Genomic DNA, 16,569 nt, shown 5'->3' with positions numbered 1-16,569 from the left:
CGAAGAGTCTCCGTCACGCCTTCGGCGGGTAGGCGTGGTCCTGCCCGCCCGGATCGGTCACGCGCACCCCGTCGGGGGTGTCGCGCAGGTAGCCGGGTCCGATCGGCACCTTGCCGTGGCCGCCGGGAATGTCGAGCACGTAGGTCGGCTGGGCGAGGCCGGAGAGGCGGCCGCGCAGCGCGCGCATCAGCGCCTGCCCCTCGGCCACGTCCGTGCGCAGGTGGGCCGTCCCGGGCGCGAGGTCGCCGTGGTGGAGGTAGTACGGCTTGATCCGGTTCTCGACGAGGGTCCGCATCAGCGCCTCGAGGGTCGCGGCCTCGTCATTGACGCCGCGCAGGAGCACCGACTGGCCGACCAGGGGAATGCCGGCATCGACCAGCCGGGCGCAGGCGGCGCTGGCGGCGGCGGTGAATTCCCGCGGATGGTTGGCGTGGACGGCGACGAAGACCGCGCGCCCGAACCGCTTGAGCGCCCGAACGAGGGCGTCGGAGACGAGGTCGGGCTTCACCACGGGCACGCGCGTGTGGACCCGCATGACCCGGACGTGGGCGATGGCGGCGAGGCGCTCGGCGATGACGCCGAGCCGGCGCGGCGAGAGCGCGAACGGGTCGCCGCCGGTGAGCACCACCTCCCAGATCCGCGGGTCCTGCGCGATGTAGGCGAGGGCGGCGTCGAGTTCGGCGTCGGTGAGCGTCCCGAGCCCGTCGGGCCCGACCATCTCCCGGCGGAAGCAGAAGCGGCAGTAGACCGGGCAGACGTGGAGCGGCTTCAGCAGCACGCGGTCCGGGTAGCGGTGCACGATTCCGGTCACCGGGGCGTGGGCGGCATCGCCGATCGGGTCGGCGCGCTCCTCCGGCGTCGCGACGGCCTCCGCGACCCGGGGCACGAACTGGCGGCCGATCGGATCGTCGGGATCCTGCGGGTCGATCAGCTCGGCCATGTCGGGCGTCACCGAGACGGCGTAGCGCGCGAGGACGGCGCCGAGGGCGTCGGCCTCCGCCCCGGAGATCAGGCCGGCGGAGAGGAGGTCGTCCGCGCTGCGCAGCGCCCGGTTCATGGCCGCGTCTCCGCCACCGGTGTCCAGATCACATCCTCGACCCGGCTTGCCCCGCAGGCGAGCATCGCCAAGCGGTCGAAGCCCAGGGCGATCCCGGACGCTTCCGGCATGACGGCGAGCGCCGCGAGGAACTCGTCGTCGATCGGGTAGCGCTCGCCGTAGACGCGCTGCTTCTCGGCCATCTCGGCCTCGAACCGGCGGCGCTGCTCCGCCGGGTCGGTCAGCTCGCCGAAGGCGTTGGCCAGCTCGACGCCGCAGGCGTAGAGCTCGAAGCGCTCGGCCACGCGCGGGTCGTGCGGCGCCGGCCGGGCGAGGGCGGCCTCGCTGATCGGGTACTCGCACAGGATGGTCGGGCGGCCGAGGCCGAGATGCGGCTCGACCCGCGCGACGAGGACGCGGGAGAACAGGTCGGCCCAGGTATCGTCCGGCGCGACCCGGAGCCCGGCCCCCGCGACGGCGGCGGCCAGGGCCTCGCGGTCCGTCCCGCCGCCCGGCGCGACGCTCGCCAGGAGATCGATCCCGGCGAAGCGGTCGAAGGCCTCGGCCAGGGTCAGGCGCTCCGGCTCGGCGAAGGGGTCCGTCTCCCGGCCGCGGAAGGCGAAGCAGCGGGCGCCCGCGGTCTCGGCCGCGCCGGCGAGCAGGTCGGCGCAGTCCGCCATCAGCGCCGTGTAGGGGGCGCCGGCCCGGTACCACTCGAGCATCGTGAACTCGGGATGGTGCAGCGGCCCGCGCTCGCGGTTGCGGAACACCCGGGCGACGCTGAACAGCCGCGTCTCGCCCGCGGCCAGGAGCTTCTTGCAGGCGAATTCCGGCGAGGTGTGCAGGTAGAGCGGCGTGCGGGCGCCGCTCGCCCCGATGGCTTCCGTGGCGAAGGCCGACAGATGCGCCTCGTTGCCGGGCGAGACCTGCAGGCAGGCGGCCTCGGCCTCGACGAAGTCGCGGTCCGCGAACCACCCGCGGAACGCCGCGAGGACGCGGTTGCGCAGGAGCAGCGCCGGGCGCCGGTCGGCGTGGCGACCGGCCGTCCACCAGGGGGAGGCGGCTCCGGTCACGACCGGCCTCCGCGCCGGGGCGGGACCGGCCGGCTCCGACCGGGCGGCGTGGCGTTCTGGAGCACTCTCATCCTCGGCCCTGACTGGCTCCGGACCGCGGAGACGCGCCGCGGCCGAGGCGCGTTGCCATCGACGGTTCATGCCCGCCCGCTGGCAACCGCGGCGCAGATGCGATAGTGGCGGGGTCCGAGATGCAGCGCCCGCGCTTGGCGCGTGCCGGCCCCCATGTCAATGCAGGACGCAATTCCGTGAAGGTGATCGCCTCAACGCTCCGTAAGGGCAACGTCGTCGAGAAGGACGGCAAGCTCTACGTGATCCTGTTCGCCGAGAACATCCACCCCGGCAAGGGCACTCCGGTGACCCAGCTCGACATGCGCCGGATCACGGACGGCGTGAAGGTGTCCGAGCGCTACCGGACCACCGAGCAGGTCGAGCGCGCCTTCGTGGAGGATCGCGAGCACACCTTCCTCTACAGCGACGGCGAGGGGTTCCACTTCATGAACCCCGAGAACTACGAGCAGATCGCGGTGCCGGAGGACGTGGTCGGCGACGCCGCCCCGTATCTCCAGGAGGGCATGGCGGTGATGCTCTCCGTCCATAACGGCGTCCCGCTGACCATCGAGCTGCCCCAGCGCGTGACCCTGGAGGTCGCCGAGACCGAGCCGGTCCTGAAGGGCCAGACCGCCTCGTCGTCCTACAAGCCCGCGACCCTGTCGAACGGCGTGCGCACGACCGTGCCGCCCCACATCGCCGCCGGCACCCGCGTCGTCGTCATGACGGCCGACGGCTCCTACGTCGAGCGCGCCAAGGACTGATCCGGTCCCCGCCGGCGGCCGGCCCCGAAAGGTCGGACGCCGGCCATCACCGCGCGGATCGCGCGGCGGCCTCCAGGGTGGCGTAGCAGCCCTGCGAGATCGCCTGCGCGCGCAGGCGCTCCGTCCCGCTGAAGGGCCGGCCATCCTCCCGGAACAGATCCTCGCGCAGCAGCGCCTCCGATGTGCAGCGGGCCGCGATGCGGCAGAGCGGCGGCTCGCCGCCGGTGCGCGCGCAGATCGTCACGTAGTCGGCGCGGAACGCCCGCAGCCCGGCGCGCGGATTGGCACCCACCACCGTCACCAGCCCGGTCAGCAGCGCCAGCAGCAGCGGCTGGTGGACGAGGTAGATCGCGAGGCTGTGGCGGCCCGCGACGGTGGCGGCGCGGCCGAGCCGCGTGCGCGGCGCCCAGGCTCCCAGACGTGAACGGGCGAGCCGCGGCAGCGCCAGCCGACCCAGGACGATCCCGGCAAGCACCAGCCCGAACCACGGGAAGAGCGGCACATAGTCGTTCGTCCGCGGCACGACCGAGCCCAGGCCGAGGAAGAACAGGGCCGGCGCGTCGAGGATCGGCGCGTGCACGACGTGCGGCGCGGCAAGCACGGCTGCGGACGCGAGGGCGGTGACCGGAATCGGCAGGAAGAGGAACGGCAGCCCGAGCAGGCTCGAGACCGCGATGCAGTGGAGCACGCCGAAGAACACGAAGGCGTCCGGGAACATGACCCAGGTGCCGAGGGTCACGAGGAGCGCCGCCCCGCCGATCCGCGCGAACCGCAGGAGGGTCGGCCGGGGCCGGATCCCGCGACCGTTCATCAGCACGAGGCCGACGCCGACCAGGACCAGGAAGCTGCCGGCGATCATCTCGGCGGCGTGCCGTCCCGTCGGGGTCAGCGCGTAGTTCTCCGCGGTCAGCCGCAGATGACCGAGATCCCAGAGCGTGTGATAGCTCGCCATCGCCAGCAGGGCGGTCGCCCGGGCCGCGTCGATGACCGGCAGGCGACGCGGCGGAGAGGGGATCGCGGCCGGCGGCGCGGAGACGGGGCGATCGAGGGTGACGTCGACGGACATGATGGTTCACCCAAACCATGTCGGGGCCGCCCTTTCCATCGCGGCCTGCACCGGAGAGCTCGCCCGGGCCCGAATCGGGTGCCGCGGCTCTCAGAAACGTGAACGCCACCGGGGCCGGCACGCGCCGCCGAGGCGGGCCTCGCGGGATCCGGAAAACCCCTCGACGGTCCCGGCGCTTAAACACCGCTCACGCCGTAGCCTGCGACCGATCGACTGTTGCGATCCGGCCTCCTTGCGCCGAGATTGCAACTTGGCGGCCCTGTTCTGCCGGTCAAATGGGCTTCCCGGACATCAGGACTTCGTTAATCTTCCCGGGAGAGCGCGCGGCGTGATTCGGTGTAGGTTGCTCGGCCATGTCTGACGAACGCGGATCCGGGCCCGAGAACCCCGAGCGGGGGATGATCGCCCGTACCGGCGAGACGGGACAGCACGAGGATGAGGCGCTCGACCTCGTCGAGGTGGCCGGCCGCATCAAGTGGTTCGACGTTTCGAAGGGCTTCGGGTTCATCGTGCCCGACGACGGCGCGCCCGACATCCTGCTCCACGTCACCTGCCTGCGGCGCGACGGCTACCAGGCCGCCAGCGAGGGCGCCCGCATCGTCGTGGAGGCCGTGGAGCGGCCCCGCGGCTGGCAGGCCTTCCGGGTGATCTCCCTCGATCAGGCGACGGCGGTGCATCCCTCCGAGCTGCCGATGCCGCGCACGCACGTCACCGTAACGCCGACCAGCGGGCTCGAGACCGCCGTCGTGAAGTGGTTCAACCGCCTCCGCGGGTTCGGATTCCTGACGCGCGGCGACGGGACGCCGGACATCTTCGTGCACATGGAGACGCTGCGGCGCTACGGTATCGCCGAGCTGAAGCCCGGCGAGTCCGTACTGGTCCGCTACGGCGACGGCTCGAAAGGCGTGATGGCGGCCGAGGTGCGGCTGATCGACGGAGCCATGCCCTCGTCCCACTGAGGACGCGTTTTCCCGCCAAGCACAGTGCGTCCTATCTCCTTGGTGGGGCTCGGAAAACCCGGGATCGGATTCCCCTCGCGCGCATCCTGGTCTATCACCGGGCGACGGACCCCGCGGTCCGCGCGCCATCCCACGAGAGGCATGAGCCTGTGAGATCCCTCTTCCGCACGGCCCGGGCGGCCGCCATCGCCTGCCTCGCCCTGACCGCGATCGCGCCGGCCCCCGCCGCCGTCGCGCAGGCGGCCGCCCGGGCCGCCACGGCCAGATCGGAGCCGCTGACGATCGTCACGAAGGCCGGGCCGAAGCGCTTCGACGTCGAGGTGATGCGCGACGACGCCGCCCGCGCCCGCGGCCTGATGTTCCGCCGCCACATGGCGGCCGACCACGGCATGCTGTTCGACTTCGAGCAGGACCAGCCCGTGACCATGTGGATGAAGAACACCTACCTGCCGCTCGACATGGTGTTCATCCGCCCCGACGGGACCATCAGCCGGATCGCGGCCGATACCGAGCCCCTGTCCACGGCGATCATCTCCTCGGGCGGCCCGGTCCTGGCGGTGCTGGAGCTGAACGCCGGCACCGCGGCGAAGCTCGGGATCGCGCCCGGAGACCGGATCGAGCACGCCATGTTCAAGACCCGCTGAGGCCAGCCTCCGGGCTTTCGCGAACGCACCGGGAACAAGCGCCTTGACCCCCGCCGAATTCCGCGCCAGTGTTCCGGCAATGTTCCGGTGCGCCGGAAGGCTGGTGCAGGGCGGAGGACCCGATGGGCAACGCGGCTGAGGTCGAACTGTTCGGCAACGACGACTGGTCGGTGCAGGCGGACGGGATCGAGCACCGCGAGACCGGCTATTTCATCGCCCGCACGGCGCTGGCGATGCGCCGATCCGAGGGCCTGTGGGACTGGCCGCTTCAGATGGCCGAGAAGCGCTGGTGCCGGCCGAGCCTGTTCCGCGAGGCGTTCCTCGCGGCCCTCGACCGGTTCGGCATCCAGCGGGACGCCGAGCTGATCCGGTCCTTCGCGCTGGGCTACGGCATCCGCGCCGTGGTCGCCCCGGCCGCCGAGACCTTCGTCAGCCTGGGCGACATGCTGAAGCCACGCGAGATCGCCGCGCCCGTGCGCGCTCCGGCCCCGCGGCCGGTCCGGGCCCTGGCGGCTGCCGGGGCCTGACGGCCCGGTAACGGCGGGCGATTTGACCCGGGCCGCCGCGCGCGGGTAGCCCTCATCCTCGAACCGAGGGAGAGAGCACCATGGCGGATCACGACCGGGCCGGACTCGACGGGCTGATCACGCCGCCCCTGTCGCGGCGGGGCTTCGTGATGACGAGCCTGATGAGCGGCCTGACGCTCGCGACCACCCGCGTCGAGGCCCAGGTGATCCACACGGACAGTGCGGGCATCGAGGCCGGCGAGGTGAAGATCCCGGCCGCGGACGGCCCGATGCCGGCCTACCGGGCGGTTCCGGAGGGCGCGGGCCCGTTCCCGATCGTCCTGGTGATCGAGGAGATCTTCGGCGTCCACGACTACATCAAGGACATCTGTCGCCGGCTCGCGAAGGCCGGTTACTGCGCCGTGGCCCCCGAGCTCTACGCCCGCCAGGGCGACCTCTCGACCATGTCGGATCCCAAGCAGATCATCCGGGACGTCATCGCAAAGACGCCGGACGCGCAGTGGATCGGCGATCTCGACGCGACGGTGGCCTGGGCGGCCTCCGCGGCGAAGGGCGACCCGAACCGTCTGGGCGTCATGGGCTGGTGCCGCGGCGGGCGCGACGCGTGGCTCTACGCGGCCCATCGTCGCGACCTGAAGGCGGCCGTGGCCTGGTACGGACCGATCGGCGGCGAGCGGACCGACATCCAGCCGCGCACCGCCGGAGACGTGGCGGCCGAGATCCACGCCCCGCTCCTCGCCCTCTACGGCGGGGCCGATGCCGGGATCCCCGTGGCGGCGGTCGAGGAGGCGCGCGACCGCGCCAAGGCGGCGGGCAAGAGTGTCGAGCTCGTGATCTACCCGGAGGCGCCGCACGGCTTCCACGCGGATTACCGTCCGAGCTACCGGCGCGAGGCCGCGGAGGATGGCTGGGCGCGCGCGCTGGCCTTCCTGAAATCGCACGGCGTCGGCTGAATAGACGCCTCAGGACGCCCGATCGAGCGCGTTCCGGGACGGCTGTGTTACCCAAGACACGGCCACAACTTCACAATCGTGCAAGGATCCAAGGAGGATCTGTGCCCGCGCGGGTCTGGCCCTTCGCGGCGCTCGGGCGTTGAACCGATCGAAGCGACCGCCGTTCAGCCCCTGTAGAGTGTCCTGGTCCATGAGCGATTCGGTACAGCCTGGCCAGAAGCCCGTGATCCTCGTCGTGGAGGACCAGCCCGACGAGCGCTTCCTCGCGGCCACGCTGCTGGAGGATACCGGCTTCACGGTGATCGAGGCCGAGACCGCCGACCGCGCCCTGGCCATCCTCAACGATCGCGCCGACGAAGTCAGCGTCGTCTTTTCGGACGTTCGCACCCCCGGGCCGATCGGCGGCTTCGAGCTCGCGCGGATCATCGGCGTCACCTGGCCGCGCGTGCGGGTCCTGCTGACTTCGGGCGATGCGGGCGACCAGCCGAGCGACCTTCGCGTCTCCGCCACCTTCATCCCGAAGCCCTGGCGCGCCGAGGACATTCTCGCCTGGGTGGAGCAGGCCGCGGGGCGGCCCTCCACCGGGTCCGGACCGTCCGTTATCGGACCGGGGGGCAAAATAATCCCGTCCGGTCTGGAAACCTGACGCGGCCCCACAGTTGTACGCCACTCCGGTGCGCGCCGCGCCCGGACTTGCGCAGTACAACTGATCCACGACGCCGCCATGAAGATCGTCTCAGCCAACCATGCCGATTCTCTCCGCCGGCCCGGCGCGCGGGATACGGTGGAATCCGCCGTTCTCGACACGGTTCGCGAAGGTCTGCTCACGGTCTACGGCGCCGCGGATGGCGACATCCCGGCCGAGTTGGCGGCCCTCGCGCAGCGGCTCGACCGCGCGGGTCCGTCGGCCTGCGGCCACGTCTAGGTCCCACCGCCGAGCTTGACGGGAGACTGGGACAGCGGGTCGCCAAGACGAGAGAATCTGCTATTCAGCGCTTTCTGACCTGCCGACGCAGTGCGTCTCTCAGTCGAGTCCTGGATGCGTCTCTCAGTCCTTCGCGGATCGTTCACAGCCGCCGCGATCATGACCCTGGCCGGTCTGGTGTCCGTTCAGGCGGCGACCCCGCCGGCCCAGCCCGCCGACGGTGCGGGCGGTGTCGGTGACCGCAAGGCGACGGTGACCAAGCGGCTTCTCGGCCGCGGCACGGCCTCCACCTACGCGTTCTACGCCGCGGGCGCGGCCCCCGAGGCGGGGCGGCCGGTCGCGATCTTTCTGCACGGGTGGGGTGCGGTCAATCCGCAGAGCTACGGCGGCTGGATCGACCATCTCGCGCGCCAGGGCTGGCTCGTCCTCTACCCGCGGTTCCAAGAGGTGAACCGGACCCGTCCGGCCGACGCGCCCGCCATCGCCGAGTCCCTGGTCAAGGCGGCCCTCGCCGAGATCTCGACGGACGGCGAGGCGAAGCCCGACCTCGGCCGCGTCGCGATGATCGGCCACCTGGCCGGGGCGCCGCTCGCCATGGATCTTGCGGCCGCCGCCAAGGCGCAGGGGCTGCCGGTTCCGAAGCTGATCTTCGCGGTCACGCCCGGCGGCATCGCCAGCGGGCCGAAATCCCGCGGTATCGCCCTCACCGACCTGTCGGCGATCGATCCCGCCACGCTGCTCGTGACCATGGTCGGCGACAAGGACACCCGGGCCGCCGATCTCGCGGCGAAGCGCCTCCTGCGCGAGGCGAGCGCCGTGCCGCTGGAGCGCAAGCTCTTCGTGCGGGCCCTCTCGGACGACCACGGCTTCCCGGCCCTGACGGCGACCCTGGCAGCCCCCGCGGGGGTCGACACCGCCTACGACGGCGGTGCCATCAAGCCGGGCCCGGAGCCGAAGGACGCGCCCAAGGACGCCGCGAAGCCGCCGCCGTTCCGCTGGTCCGCCGACATGGCGCTGTCCGGCGAGCAGCAGACCCTGGTCTCGCAGATCAACCTCGCCCGGGTCGACGCGCTCGATTACCTCGGGTTCTGGAAGACCTTCGATCTCGCCGCCGCCGCCGCCTTCGCCGGGTCGGACGCGACGGCGCTGAAGAACAATCCGCGCCTCGCCGACATGGAGCGCTGGAGCGACGGTTGGCCGGTGAAGCGGCTCGCCGTCGAGACGCCGCGGCCCACGCCGGCCGCGCAGGCCGGGACGCCGGCACCCGCACCCGCCGGCCGCAAGCGCTGAGATCGGCGACCGCGACAGCTTGGCCTTGGCGCGCGGCTTGCTAATCTCCCCCCGTCCGACACGGGAGGGAGATCATGCCCGAGTTCGTCGCCAGCCTGCTCGCCGCGGCCGCCTTCTGCCTGACGCTGCTCGCCCTGAACGCGCTGACACGGCTGCTGATCCAGGCGCATGTCGCCCCCTCGGATCTCGGCGAGAGCGGCTTGCTGCAGGTCGGCGGCGCGCTCCTGGTGGCCCGCGCGGCCTACCGTCGGGCACCCCGGCGCCACCCGGGCTGACGCTCAGCGCAGGAACGCGCCGAACGAGCGGGGGCCGTTGCCGGTCGGGATGGTCGCCAGCACCGTGAGCGTCTTCGAGTCGAGGATGCTCAGCGTGTTGTCGCCCCAGTTGGCGACGTAGAGGCGGCCGTCGGAATCCGCCGCGATCCCTTCCGGATGGTCGCCGACATCGACGTCCGCGATGGGCTTGAGCGTGGCGAGATCGAAGGCCGTGACGCTGCCGGCATACTGGTCCGTGACGAAGCCGCGCCCTCCCGCGAGGGCGATGACGTAGGGGCGGCGGCCGGTCGGGACGCGGCCGATCTCCCGCCCCGTCCGGAGATCCAGGACGGAGACGTCGTCGCCGGTGACGTTGGCCGTGTAGGCGCGCGCCGCCGCGGCATCGAGCGTGATGCCGAACGGATGCTGCCCCACCGGGATGACCTTGGTCTCCCGACGGGTCGCCGCGTCGACGACCGAGACCGTGTCGGCCTCGCGGTTGGCGACGTAGAGCGTCGCCCCGTCGGGACTGACGGCGATTCCCGAGGGCGAGGCGCCCACCGCGATCTCGCCGTCCGGGACCAGCGCCCCGTCGCGCTCGGTCAGCACGAACAGGCGGTGCCCGTACCAGTCGGCGACGTAGACCGTGCCGCCGCGCGGGTCGGCCGCGACGCCGAGCGGGCCGCCGGGCAGCGGCACCTCGGCCAGGACCTTGCCGACATCGAGGTCGAGGATGGCGAGACCGTGCCCTTCCGGGCGCGTGACGTAGGCGCGCCGGCGATCGGGCGACAGCGCGATCCCGGCCGGGGCGCCGTCGACGGGGATGCGGCGCACCACCGTCCCGGCGGCCAGATCGACGATCTCGACCGCGCCGCCGAGCTGGGCGGTGACGATGGCCTCCCGGGCCGGTTCGGCCCGGGAGGCGGTCGCGACGAGGACGAGGCCGGCGGCGAGGGCCGCGCGGCCCCGAGCCGGGCTCACGAGCCCTTCTCGACCTTGGCCTTCAGGTTGGCGAGGCTCGCCTTGATCCAGTCGCCCACGCCCTTCTCGGAGGCCTCGTCGTTCAGATCCGGCGGCGGATCGTTGTTCATGTAGCCGCGATAGAAGGCGGCCTTCCACTCGACCTTCGACTTGGCGTTGCCCTCGGGCTCGACCGTGATCGTCGCCGAATAGTCGTTCGCCGGAAGATCCTTCACGTCAACTTTGTCGATGTAGTAGGAGAACATCTTGTCCTCCGGCTTGTACTTGTTGCTGGTCTCGGAGATCTGGTTTCCGTTCTTGAGCGTCAGCACGCGCTTGAACTTGCCGGCCGGGTCGCCGGTCAGCTCGGTCTTGGTCACGTTCTGCATCCAGTCGGCATTCTTCAGGTCGCCGACCACGGCCCAGACCTTGTCGGCGGGGGCGTTGATCTCGATCGACTCGGTGATCTTGCGCCGGGTCGGCCCGTGGGCCTGCGCGGTCGCCGCCACCAGGGCCGCCGTGGCCGCCAGGGCCAGGGTGATTTTCTTCATCTTGTCCTTCTCCTCCCGCCCTCAGCGGTCGTCGCGATCGAGGACGCGCGCCTCGGGGCCGAGCGCCGCCGCGACCTTGTCCTCGATCCAACCCCAGGCCTCGCGCTCGCGCGGTCCCGCGGTCTTGCCGATGGCGATGGCGAGGTAGGCCATCTCCGTCAACACCTTCTCGGGCTCCAGCATGTGGAGCCGGGTCGAAAGAATGGCGGCCTCCAGGACGGCCGCCTGCGCGCGGTTATAGCCGATGAACGGCGCGTGCGCGGCGCTGTGGACCATCCGGCCGCGGAAGCGCGGCCGGGTCTCGTGGGCCTCGACGGAGGCGACCGCGAACTCCGCGTGGCCGAAACTGTCGGCGAGGCGGCGGCCCTCGATCGCCGCGCACGGCAGCGTCGGCCATTCGCGCCGGCCGGTCACCGCGCCGGCGATCACCCGGATGTCGCGCGGGCTCGAGGCCGCGAAGCAGGGATTGGCCTCCAGGTTGGCGATGGTCGGCGACGGCCGGAACGGCGCGAGGACGTAGACCTCCGCCTCGCCGATCAGCCCGAACGGGACGAGGTGCAGCTCCCCCGACGGGGACAGGGTCGTGACGACGGTCTCGAGGATCAGCGGCATGGCCTCACGCCTTGTCGGCGGGGACGAGACGCCCGCAGACCAGCTTGGCCGGCGGGTCCTGCGGGCCCTCGGGCGCGCCCGCGGCGCGCGCCTCGCCGTCCGGGATCGTCTCGGGCGCGGTCGCGCCGGCCTCGGGCCCGACCAGGCGGGCGTCGCGCGTGCCGGGCGCCGGCGCGTCGGGTCCGGAATGGCGGGTATGGCCGGCCTTCTTGAAGGCGGTGGCATCCTCGACATCGGCGTCGGCCGCGCAGCCCCAGTCGAGCGCCTCGTCCTGGACGTAGCGCTTGCCGAGGCGCCACGCCGTCTCGGCCTTGGCGAGTTCGGCGCCGAGGTAGAAGGCGTGGGCGCCGTCGCTCGCGACGTCGAGTTCGGGGAAGAAGGCCATCGCGTCGGTGCCGACCCTGTGGATGTCGCGGTTGTAGAGGTGGATCCCGTCCTCGGCGATCACGATCCGGTAATTCGGGTCGCGCACCTCGGCGGCCGCCTGGGCGATCTCGTCGGCGGTCTGCACGAACGGGCGCTTGTCGTGGAGGGCGAGCAGCGCCCGGCCGTAGCCCTTCGGCAGCGCCGAATCGGCTTTTGCCGCGTACATGACCCGCCGGGCGGCGTCGTGCTCCTCGACGGTGCGGCGGGTGTGGTTGGAGACCTGCACGATCAGCGCGTTGCGGATCGACAGTTCCGAGCACATGCCGACGAGCAGCGCGGTGACGCCGAGGGAGTCGGCCTCGGTCAGCTCGGTCAGGTTGCCGGTGCCCATCATCATGTCGATATCGGGCCAGCGGGCGCGGGTGTCGCGGTAGCGCGCGATCGAGTCGACGAAGCCGTGGTGGATCGGCTCGAGGATCGGGTCCGCCATGAACGGACGCCCCGCCTTGAGCATGCGCTCGATCGCCCGATCGAGGGAGGGCAGGTCGTCGGGCCGCATCGGCACGAGGATCGGCACCGCGTCGGTCTCGAAGGCGAGATCGAGGGTCTCCTCGTTCAGGCTCAGCAGGAAATCGGCGCCGGCGCCGGCGCCCCGGACCAGTTCCTCGCTCGAGAAGGAATCGACGCTGACCTTCAGGCCGGCGCCCTTCAGCGCGCGCACGGAATCCTCGAGGTGCGGGAACGGGGTATCGGGCAGCCCGCCGAGATCGATGACGTCCGCGCCGCGCCCGGCGAGATCGAGCCCCTTGGCGAGGATCTGGTCGACGCTCATCTTCGACGCGTCCACGATCTCCGAGAAGATCCGGAGGTCGTGCCGGGACAGGTCGACCTTGCGGGCGGTCAGGCCGAGCCAGGCCGGCAGGTCGACCACCTCGTCGGGTCCGCGCTCGACCGGGACGCCGAAATGCGCCGCGAGATGCTCGGGATTCGCCCGGCACCGGCCCGGCAGGACGATCCGCGTGGCGCCCTCGGGCAGGACGACCCGCCTGCGGATGATCTCCTCGGTCATCAGCGCCGCGACCTTCACCCCCGCATCCGCGATGCTCCAGCGCAGCGTCTGAGGGAGCCCCGCCGCGACCTTCTCGAGCCGCGCCCGGGCGAGACGGCCGGTCACGAAGACGATGTGCTCGGGGGTGCTCACGCGGCGGCCCTCGTTTCGACCGCGACGCGGCGGTGCGGTCCCCAGATCTCGATCGTCCCCCCGTATCCCGCCGCGAAGCCGGGGAAGGCAGCGTCCACGATCCCGTCCCGCGCCAGCGCGGCCGGGTCGAGGCCCGGCGGCGCGTCGACGGATTTCACCAGGGCGCAGCGCTCCGCCCGGACCCGCGCGGCGAGCCAGAGGGCGAGGCTGTCCGAGGTGACGTCCCACGTCTCAGGAATGTCCGGGTGGCCGGCCCGGAGCGCGCGCGGGTTCCAGATCCGGATCCGCGCGGGCGCGGCCTCCGCCCAGGGCTCCAGGCTCTGCACCAGCCGCGGCTCGATCCCGCGGAAGATGCCGGCCGCGTCGCTCATGGCGTCGAGCGCCCGGCGATGGGCCTCGGCGTCGCCGAAGCGCTCCCGCGCCTGCGCGGCCCGGACGGCGTCCGCGAAGGCGCCGCCGCCCGGCACCACGATGCAGCGACCGTGCGCGCCGTCGCCGATCGCCTCCAGCAGGGCGCGGCGGCGATGCGGATCCGCCTCGAGGCTGCCGCCGATCTTGACGACGGTGGTCACGCCGCGTCCTGCCGGCTCGGACGCAGGGCGCGCAGCGCCTCGGCCACGCGCAGGGGATCGATGCCGTTGCGGCGGTCGAAATCCCGGCACAGGCCGCCGCGGAAGCCGAGGTAATCCGGCCGGTGCGCGCAGAGGCCCGGAATGTCGATCACCCGGAGCGACCCGGCGAGGCCGCTCATCAGGCCGTGCGCCCGGCAGGCGGCGGTGAAGGCCGAGAGATCGGAGGGCGCGGCGAGATCCGGCAGGCGGGCGCCGGTCTTGCCGGCGGTGTCGATCATGGCGCCGGCGAAGCCGGCCGCCGCGAGGGCGGGCACGTGCCGGGCCGCCGGCCCGTCCTCGGCGAACAGCACGGCGATCAGCCGGCCCGGCGCGGCCGCGACCCGATCCGCCAGGGCCGACGCGTCCCGGAGCTCGGCCGGCGCGAGGCCGACCTTCACCCAGTCGACGCCGGTCCGCGCCAGGGCGGCGACGGACTCGGCCGCCGGATCGGCCACCGCGCTCGTCGCGGCACCGCCGGACACCCGGGCGACGATCTCACGCACGATGTCCTCATCCAGGGCGCCGAGCGCCCCGCGCTCCGGATCCTTGGCGTCGATCAGGTCGGCGCCGGCGAGGCGGGCGGCCTCGGCCTCGGCCGGGTCGCGGACGCTGACGAGGAGCCGGGGCAGTGGGTGTTGCGGGATGGAGGACGCGGACACGAAACACTCGGACTTGAACGGGCGGTCTCATGACTTCCCGGGCAGCGGCTCGGCGAGCAGGCGGTTCTTCACCACCCAACGCATCGCGTGCGCCCAGGTATCGTCGGTGTCGGCCCGGATCGTCACCTGCCCGCCGCGCACCACCTTGCCGGTATCGGCCTCGGCGATCGAGACGCTCAGGTTGAAGATCTGACCGGACCCCTTCTCCACATAACCGGTCACGACGAGGTCCGCACCCAGGCTCTTGGCGATGTCCGCCGCGCACCCGTTGCATTTGAACAGCGGGCCCTCCTTCGCCACGACGTCGGCCTTGGGCGCGGTGTCGACGATCTCCAGCCCGGCCTTGTCGCGCAGGGCGTTGCGGAGCTCGTCGGTGACGAGGGTCAGTTTCCGGACATCCACCGGCCGCGTCCGGGTGCCGTAGGAGGCGCCGGGGTCGAACAGCTCGACCGGGAACACGGCGGCCTTCTCGCCGGCGCTGGCCGCGCCAGGCAGGGCGGCCCACAGGGCGACGACGCTGCAGGCGAGCGCGGCGCGGAGAGACGTGTGGCGCATCGGCGGGAGCTTCCTCTCGAGGCGTTCGACCGCCCGAGGCGGCGGCATCGTTCCCGCCATAGGTCGGGCGAAGGGACAATTTGGCAATGTACTTCCGCGCCCGCCTATCCCACGACGGTAACGTGAACGTCGGGACGACACGCCGCGGTTGAGCGGCCTGAGCGGAAGCTGATAGAGGCCGCCCACATGCACCATCCTGCACCCGACACGGCCCTCCGGCCCACGACGCGCCCGTCCTGGCTGCGCGCCGCCGCCGTCGCGCTGGCCCTCGCTCCGGCGGCGGCGCGGGCCGAGGATCCGGCGCCGGCCGCGGCGGCGCAACCGGCCCAGTCCGCCGCTCCGCAGGCGCTCGAGACCCGTATCGGCCTGATCTACCGGCCGCAGCCCGCGCCCTCCTCGTACGATGCCGAGGCGGCGCCGGAGGACGAGGGCCTAGCCGGCGCCAAGATGGGCATCACCGACAACAACACCACCGGCCGCTTCACCAAGCAGACCTACGTCCTCGACGAGGTCGCCCTGACCGACGACAGGCCGGACGCCGTGGCGGCCGCCAAGGATCTGATCGGCAAGGGCGTGCGCTACCTGGTCCTGGCGCTGCCCGCGGACGCCGTCCTGGCCGTGGCCGACGCCGTCAAGGATTCCGGCGCGGTCGTCCTCAACGCTGGGGCGCCCGACGACCGCCTGCGCGGCGCCGAGTGCCGCGCCAACGTGTTCCACATCCTGCCGTCGCGGGCCATGCTGACGGACGCCCTGGCGCAGTACCTCACGGTGATGCGCTGGCGGAAGCTCTTCCTGATCGTCGGCCCGACGGACGCCGACAAGGCCTACGCCGACGCGATGCGCAACTCGGCGCGGAAGTTCGCGCTGAAGATCACCGCCGAGAAGCCCTGGACCTTCGGTCCCCTCGCCAAGGCGCGCGGCGACACGCCGACCCGGGCGGAGGCCATGGTCTTCACCCGGGGCCTCGACTACGACATGGCCATCGTGGCCGACGAGGAGGGCGACTGGGGCGACTACGTTCCCTACCGCACCGTCGATCCGCGGCCCGTCGGCGGCACCCAGGCGCTGACGCCGACGACCTGGTCGCCCGTACTCGAGACCTGGGGCGCCGCGCAGGCCCAGAACCGGTTCCGGCGGCTCGCCTCGCGGCTGATGCGCCCGCTCGACTACCAGGTCTGGGCGGCGGTGCGGACGGTGGGCGAGGCCGTGACGGCCAAGAAGACCAACGACCCCGCCGTGATCGCCCCGTACCTCGTCGAGCCCGCCTTCACGCTGCCGGCCTACAAGGGCGTGCCCCTGAGCTTCCGGCCCTGGGACCACCAGCTCCGCCAGGCGATCATCGTGGTGCAGCCCAAGGCGCTGGTCTCCGTCGCGCCCGAGCAGGGGTTCCTGCACCAGCGCACGCCCCTCGACACGCTGGGCGTCGACCTCCCGGAGACCACCTGCAAGTTCAAGTGAGCCGGGGGCCTGCGGCGATGGCGAGCGGCCAGGGCCCTCGCAACGCGCGGGAAT

20 protein-coding genes are annotated in these 16,569 nt (G+C 72.3%); 10 read left to right on the top strand and 10 right to left on the bottom strand.

Translation table 11 applies throughout. The features are described 5' to 3' along the window. Positions 1-13: 13 nt before the first annotated feature. Together J3A75_RS19190 and epmA are read right to left on the bottom strand one after the other, a co-directional pair. Positions 14-1,057, bottom strand: a complete 1,044-nt coding sequence (locus J3A75_RS19190; protein ID WP_012319693.1) for a lysine-2,3-aminomutase-like protein — start codon at positions 1,055-1,057, stop codon at positions 14-16. Beyond that, on the bottom strand, positions 1,054-2,109 hold the full coding sequence (gene epmA, locus J3A75_RS19185; protein ID WP_209650684.1) for an EF-P lysine aminoacylase EpmA: 1,056 nt from the start codon (positions 2,107-2,109) through the stop codon (positions 1,054-1,056). Before epmA ends, J3A75_RS19190 begins: the two co-directional genes overlap by 4 nt. Positions 2,110-2,300: 191 nt before the next feature. Between epmA and efp the strand changes: the two genes are divergently transcribed. Continuing rightward, complete coding sequence (efp, locus tag J3A75_RS19180; protein WP_197739341.1) at positions 2,301-2,924, top strand: elongation factor P; 624 nt, start codon at positions 2,301-2,303, stop codon at positions 2,922-2,924. 46 nt (positions 2,925-2,970) lie between these two features. Here efp and J3A75_RS19175 read toward each other — a convergent pair whose 3' ends face one another. Next, the gene (locus tag J3A75_RS19175) at positions 2,971-3,990 is read right to left on the bottom strand and encodes a heparan-alpha-glucosaminide N-acetyltransferase (RefSeq protein WP_059408889.1); all 1,020 of its coding nucleotides are present in this window, start codon (positions 3,988-3,990) and stop codon (positions 2,971-2,973) included. Between the two features lie 398 nt (positions 3,991-4,388). Between J3A75_RS19175 and J3A75_RS19170 the strand changes: the two genes are divergently transcribed. The 8 genes from J3A75_RS19170 (at position 4,389) to J3A75_RS19135 (ending at position 9,563) form a co-directional block, all read left to right on the top strand. Beyond that, a complete protein-coding gene (locus J3A75_RS19170; RefSeq protein WP_085985313.1) occupies positions 4,389-4,949 on the top strand; it encodes a cold-shock protein in 561 nt (186 codons plus the stop codon). Between the two features lie 149 nt (positions 4,950-5,098). Further along, positions 5,099-5,593, top strand: coding sequence for a DUF192 domain-containing protein (locus J3A75_RS19165; protein WP_209650683.1), 495 nt, complete (start codon positions 5,099-5,101; stop codon positions 5,591-5,593). A 122-nt stretch (positions 5,594-5,715) separates the two neighbouring features. After that, positions 5,716-6,120 (top strand): hypothetical protein, encoded by a 405-nt coding sequence (locus tag J3A75_RS19160; protein ID WP_012319687.1) that lies wholly within the window; start codon positions 5,716-5,718, stop codon positions 6,118-6,120. An 80-nt stretch (positions 6,121-6,200) separates the two neighbouring features. Then, the gene (locus J3A75_RS19155) at positions 6,201-7,073 is read left to right on the top strand and encodes a dienelactone hydrolase family protein (RefSeq protein WP_012319686.1); all 873 of its coding nucleotides are present in this window, start codon (positions 6,201-6,203) and stop codon (positions 7,071-7,073) included. A gap of 190 nt (positions 7,074-7,263) precedes the next feature. Then, positions 7,264-7,719 (top strand): response regulator, encoded by a 456-nt coding sequence (locus J3A75_RS19150; RefSeq protein WP_012319685.1) that lies wholly within the window; start codon positions 7,264-7,266, stop codon positions 7,717-7,719. 78 nt (positions 7,720-7,797) lie between these two features. Then, entirely contained in the window at positions 7,798-7,998 is a 201-nt protein-coding gene (locus J3A75_RS19145) for a hypothetical protein (RefSeq protein WP_070999676.1), read from the top strand. Between the two features lie 114 nt (positions 7,999-8,112). Continuing rightward, on the top strand, positions 8,113-9,288 hold the full coding sequence (locus tag J3A75_RS19140; protein WP_012319683.1) for a chlorophyllase/cutinase-like alpha/beta fold protein: 1,176 nt from the start codon (positions 8,113-8,115) through the stop codon (positions 9,286-9,288). Positions 9,289-9,362: 74 nt separating this feature from the next. After that, positions 9,363-9,563: a hypothetical protein gene (locus tag J3A75_RS19135; RefSeq protein ID WP_012319682.1), complete on the top strand. Its 201-nt coding sequence runs from the start codon at positions 9,363-9,365 to the stop codon at positions 9,561-9,563. A 3-nt stretch (positions 9,564-9,566) separates the two neighbouring features. On the opposite strand, the gene J3A75_RS19130 is transcribed toward J3A75_RS19135, so the two are convergent. Genes J3A75_RS19130 through J3A75_RS19100 form a run of 7 tightly spaced genes read right to left on the bottom strand, consistent with a single transcriptional unit; the run spans position 9,567 to position 15,057 of the window. Next, a complete protein-coding gene (locus J3A75_RS19130) occupies positions 9,567-10,523 on the bottom strand; it encodes a YncE family protein (protein WP_209650682.1) in 957 nt (318 codons plus the stop codon). Beyond that, positions 10,520-11,053 (bottom strand): SRPBCC family protein, encoded by a 534-nt coding sequence (locus J3A75_RS19125; RefSeq protein ID WP_012319680.1) that lies wholly within the window; start codon positions 11,051-11,053, stop codon positions 10,520-10,522. Before J3A75_RS19125 ends, J3A75_RS19130 begins: the two co-directional genes overlap by 4 nt. Positions 11,054-11,074: 21 nt before the next feature. Further along, the gene (locus J3A75_RS19120) at positions 11,075-11,665 is read right to left on the bottom strand and encodes a DUF447 domain-containing protein (protein WP_209650681.1); all 591 of its coding nucleotides are present in this window, start codon (positions 11,663-11,665) and stop codon (positions 11,075-11,077) included. A gap of 4 nt (positions 11,666-11,669) precedes the next feature. After that, positions 11,670-13,232, bottom strand: a complete 1,563-nt coding sequence (locus J3A75_RS19115) for a DUF6513 domain-containing protein (protein ID WP_029361497.1) — start codon at positions 13,230-13,232, stop codon at positions 11,670-11,672. Beyond that, a complete protein-coding gene (locus tag J3A75_RS19110; protein ID WP_012319677.1) occupies positions 13,229-13,804 on the bottom strand; it encodes a uridylate kinase in 576 nt (191 codons plus the stop codon). The genes J3A75_RS19115 and J3A75_RS19110 overlap by 4 nt, the downstream gene beginning before the upstream one ends. Next, positions 13,801-14,502: a (5-formylfuran-3-yl)methyl phosphate synthase gene (locus J3A75_RS19105; protein ID WP_012319676.1), complete on the bottom strand. Its 702-nt coding sequence runs from the start codon at positions 14,500-14,502 to the stop codon at positions 13,801-13,803. The genes J3A75_RS19110 and J3A75_RS19105 overlap by 4 nt, the downstream gene beginning before the upstream one ends. Before the next feature lie 27 nt (positions 14,503-14,529). After that, positions 14,530-15,057, bottom strand: a complete 528-nt coding sequence (locus J3A75_RS19100; RefSeq protein ID WP_043073953.1) for a DUF3280 domain-containing protein — start codon at positions 15,055-15,057, stop codon at positions 14,530-14,532. Between the two features lie 186 nt (positions 15,058-15,243). On the opposite strand from J3A75_RS19100, the gene J3A75_RS19095 reads away from it, so the two are divergent. Next, positions 15,244-16,515, top strand: coding sequence for an ABC transporter substrate-binding protein (locus tag J3A75_RS19095; protein WP_209650680.1), 1,272 nt, complete (start codon positions 15,244-15,246; stop codon positions 16,513-16,515). Positions 16,516-16,569 lie beyond the last annotated feature (54 nt).

Origin of the sequence: Methylobacterium sp. PvP105, from assembly GCF_017876975.1 — a bacterium.
Lineage (GTDB): Bacteria > Pseudomonadota > Alphaproteobacteria > Rhizobiales > Beijerinckiaceae > Methylobacterium > Methylobacterium radiotolerans.
This window is presented reverse-complemented; position numbering and strand designations above follow the sequence as displayed.

Bases quoted from the DNA above. Each gene is read 5' to 3' on its own strand.
- J3A75_RS19190 (WP_012319693.1), bottom strand. From the start codon at position 1,057: ATGAACCGGGCGCTGCGCAGCGCGGACGACCTCCTCTCCGCCGGCCTG.
- efp (WP_197739341.1), top strand. From the start codon at position 2,301: ATGCAGCGCCCGCGCTTGGCGCGTGCCGGCCCCCATGTCAATGCAGGA.
- J3A75_RS19175 (WP_059408889.1), bottom strand. From the start codon at position 3,990: ATGTCCGTCGACGTCACCCTCGATCGCCCCGTCTCCGCGCCGCCGGCC.
- J3A75_RS19170 (WP_085985313.1), top strand. From the start codon at position 4,389: ATGATCGCCCGTACCGGCGAGACGGGACAGCACGAGGATGAGGCGCTC.
- J3A75_RS19160 (WP_012319687.1), top strand. From the start codon at position 5,716: ATGGGCAACGCGGCTGAGGTCGAACTGTTCGGCAACGACGACTGGTCG.
- J3A75_RS19155 (WP_012319686.1), top strand. From the start codon at position 6,201: ATGGCGGATCACGACCGGGCCGGACTCGACGGGCTGATCACGCCGCCC.
- J3A75_RS19150 (WP_012319685.1), top strand. From the start codon at position 7,264: ATGAGCGATTCGGTACAGCCTGGCCAGAAGCCCGTGATCCTCGTCGTG.
- J3A75_RS19145 (WP_070999676.1), top strand. From the start codon at position 7,798: ATGAAGATCGTCTCAGCCAACCATGCCGATTCTCTCCGCCGGCCCGGC.
- J3A75_RS19140 (WP_012319683.1), top strand. From the start codon at position 8,113: ATGCGTCTCTCAGTCCTTCGCGGATCGTTCACAGCCGCCGCGATCATG.
- J3A75_RS19135 (WP_012319682.1), top strand. From the start codon at position 9,363: ATGCCCGAGTTCGTCGCCAGCCTGCTCGCCGCGGCCGCCTTCTGCCTG.
- J3A75_RS19125 (WP_012319680.1), bottom strand. From the start codon at position 11,053: ATGAAGAAAATCACCCTGGCCCTGGCGGCCACGGCGGCCCTGGTGGCG.
- J3A75_RS19120 (WP_209650681.1), bottom strand. From the start codon at position 11,665: ATGCCGCTGATCCTCGAGACCGTCGTCACGACCCTGTCCCCGTCGGGG.
- J3A75_RS19100 (WP_043073953.1), bottom strand. From the start codon at position 15,057: ATGCGCCACACGTCTCTCCGCGCCGCGCTCGCCTGCAGCGTCGTCGCC.
- J3A75_RS19095 (WP_209650680.1), top strand. From the start codon at position 15,244: ATGCACCATCCTGCACCCGACACGGCCCTCCGGCCCACGACGCGCCCG.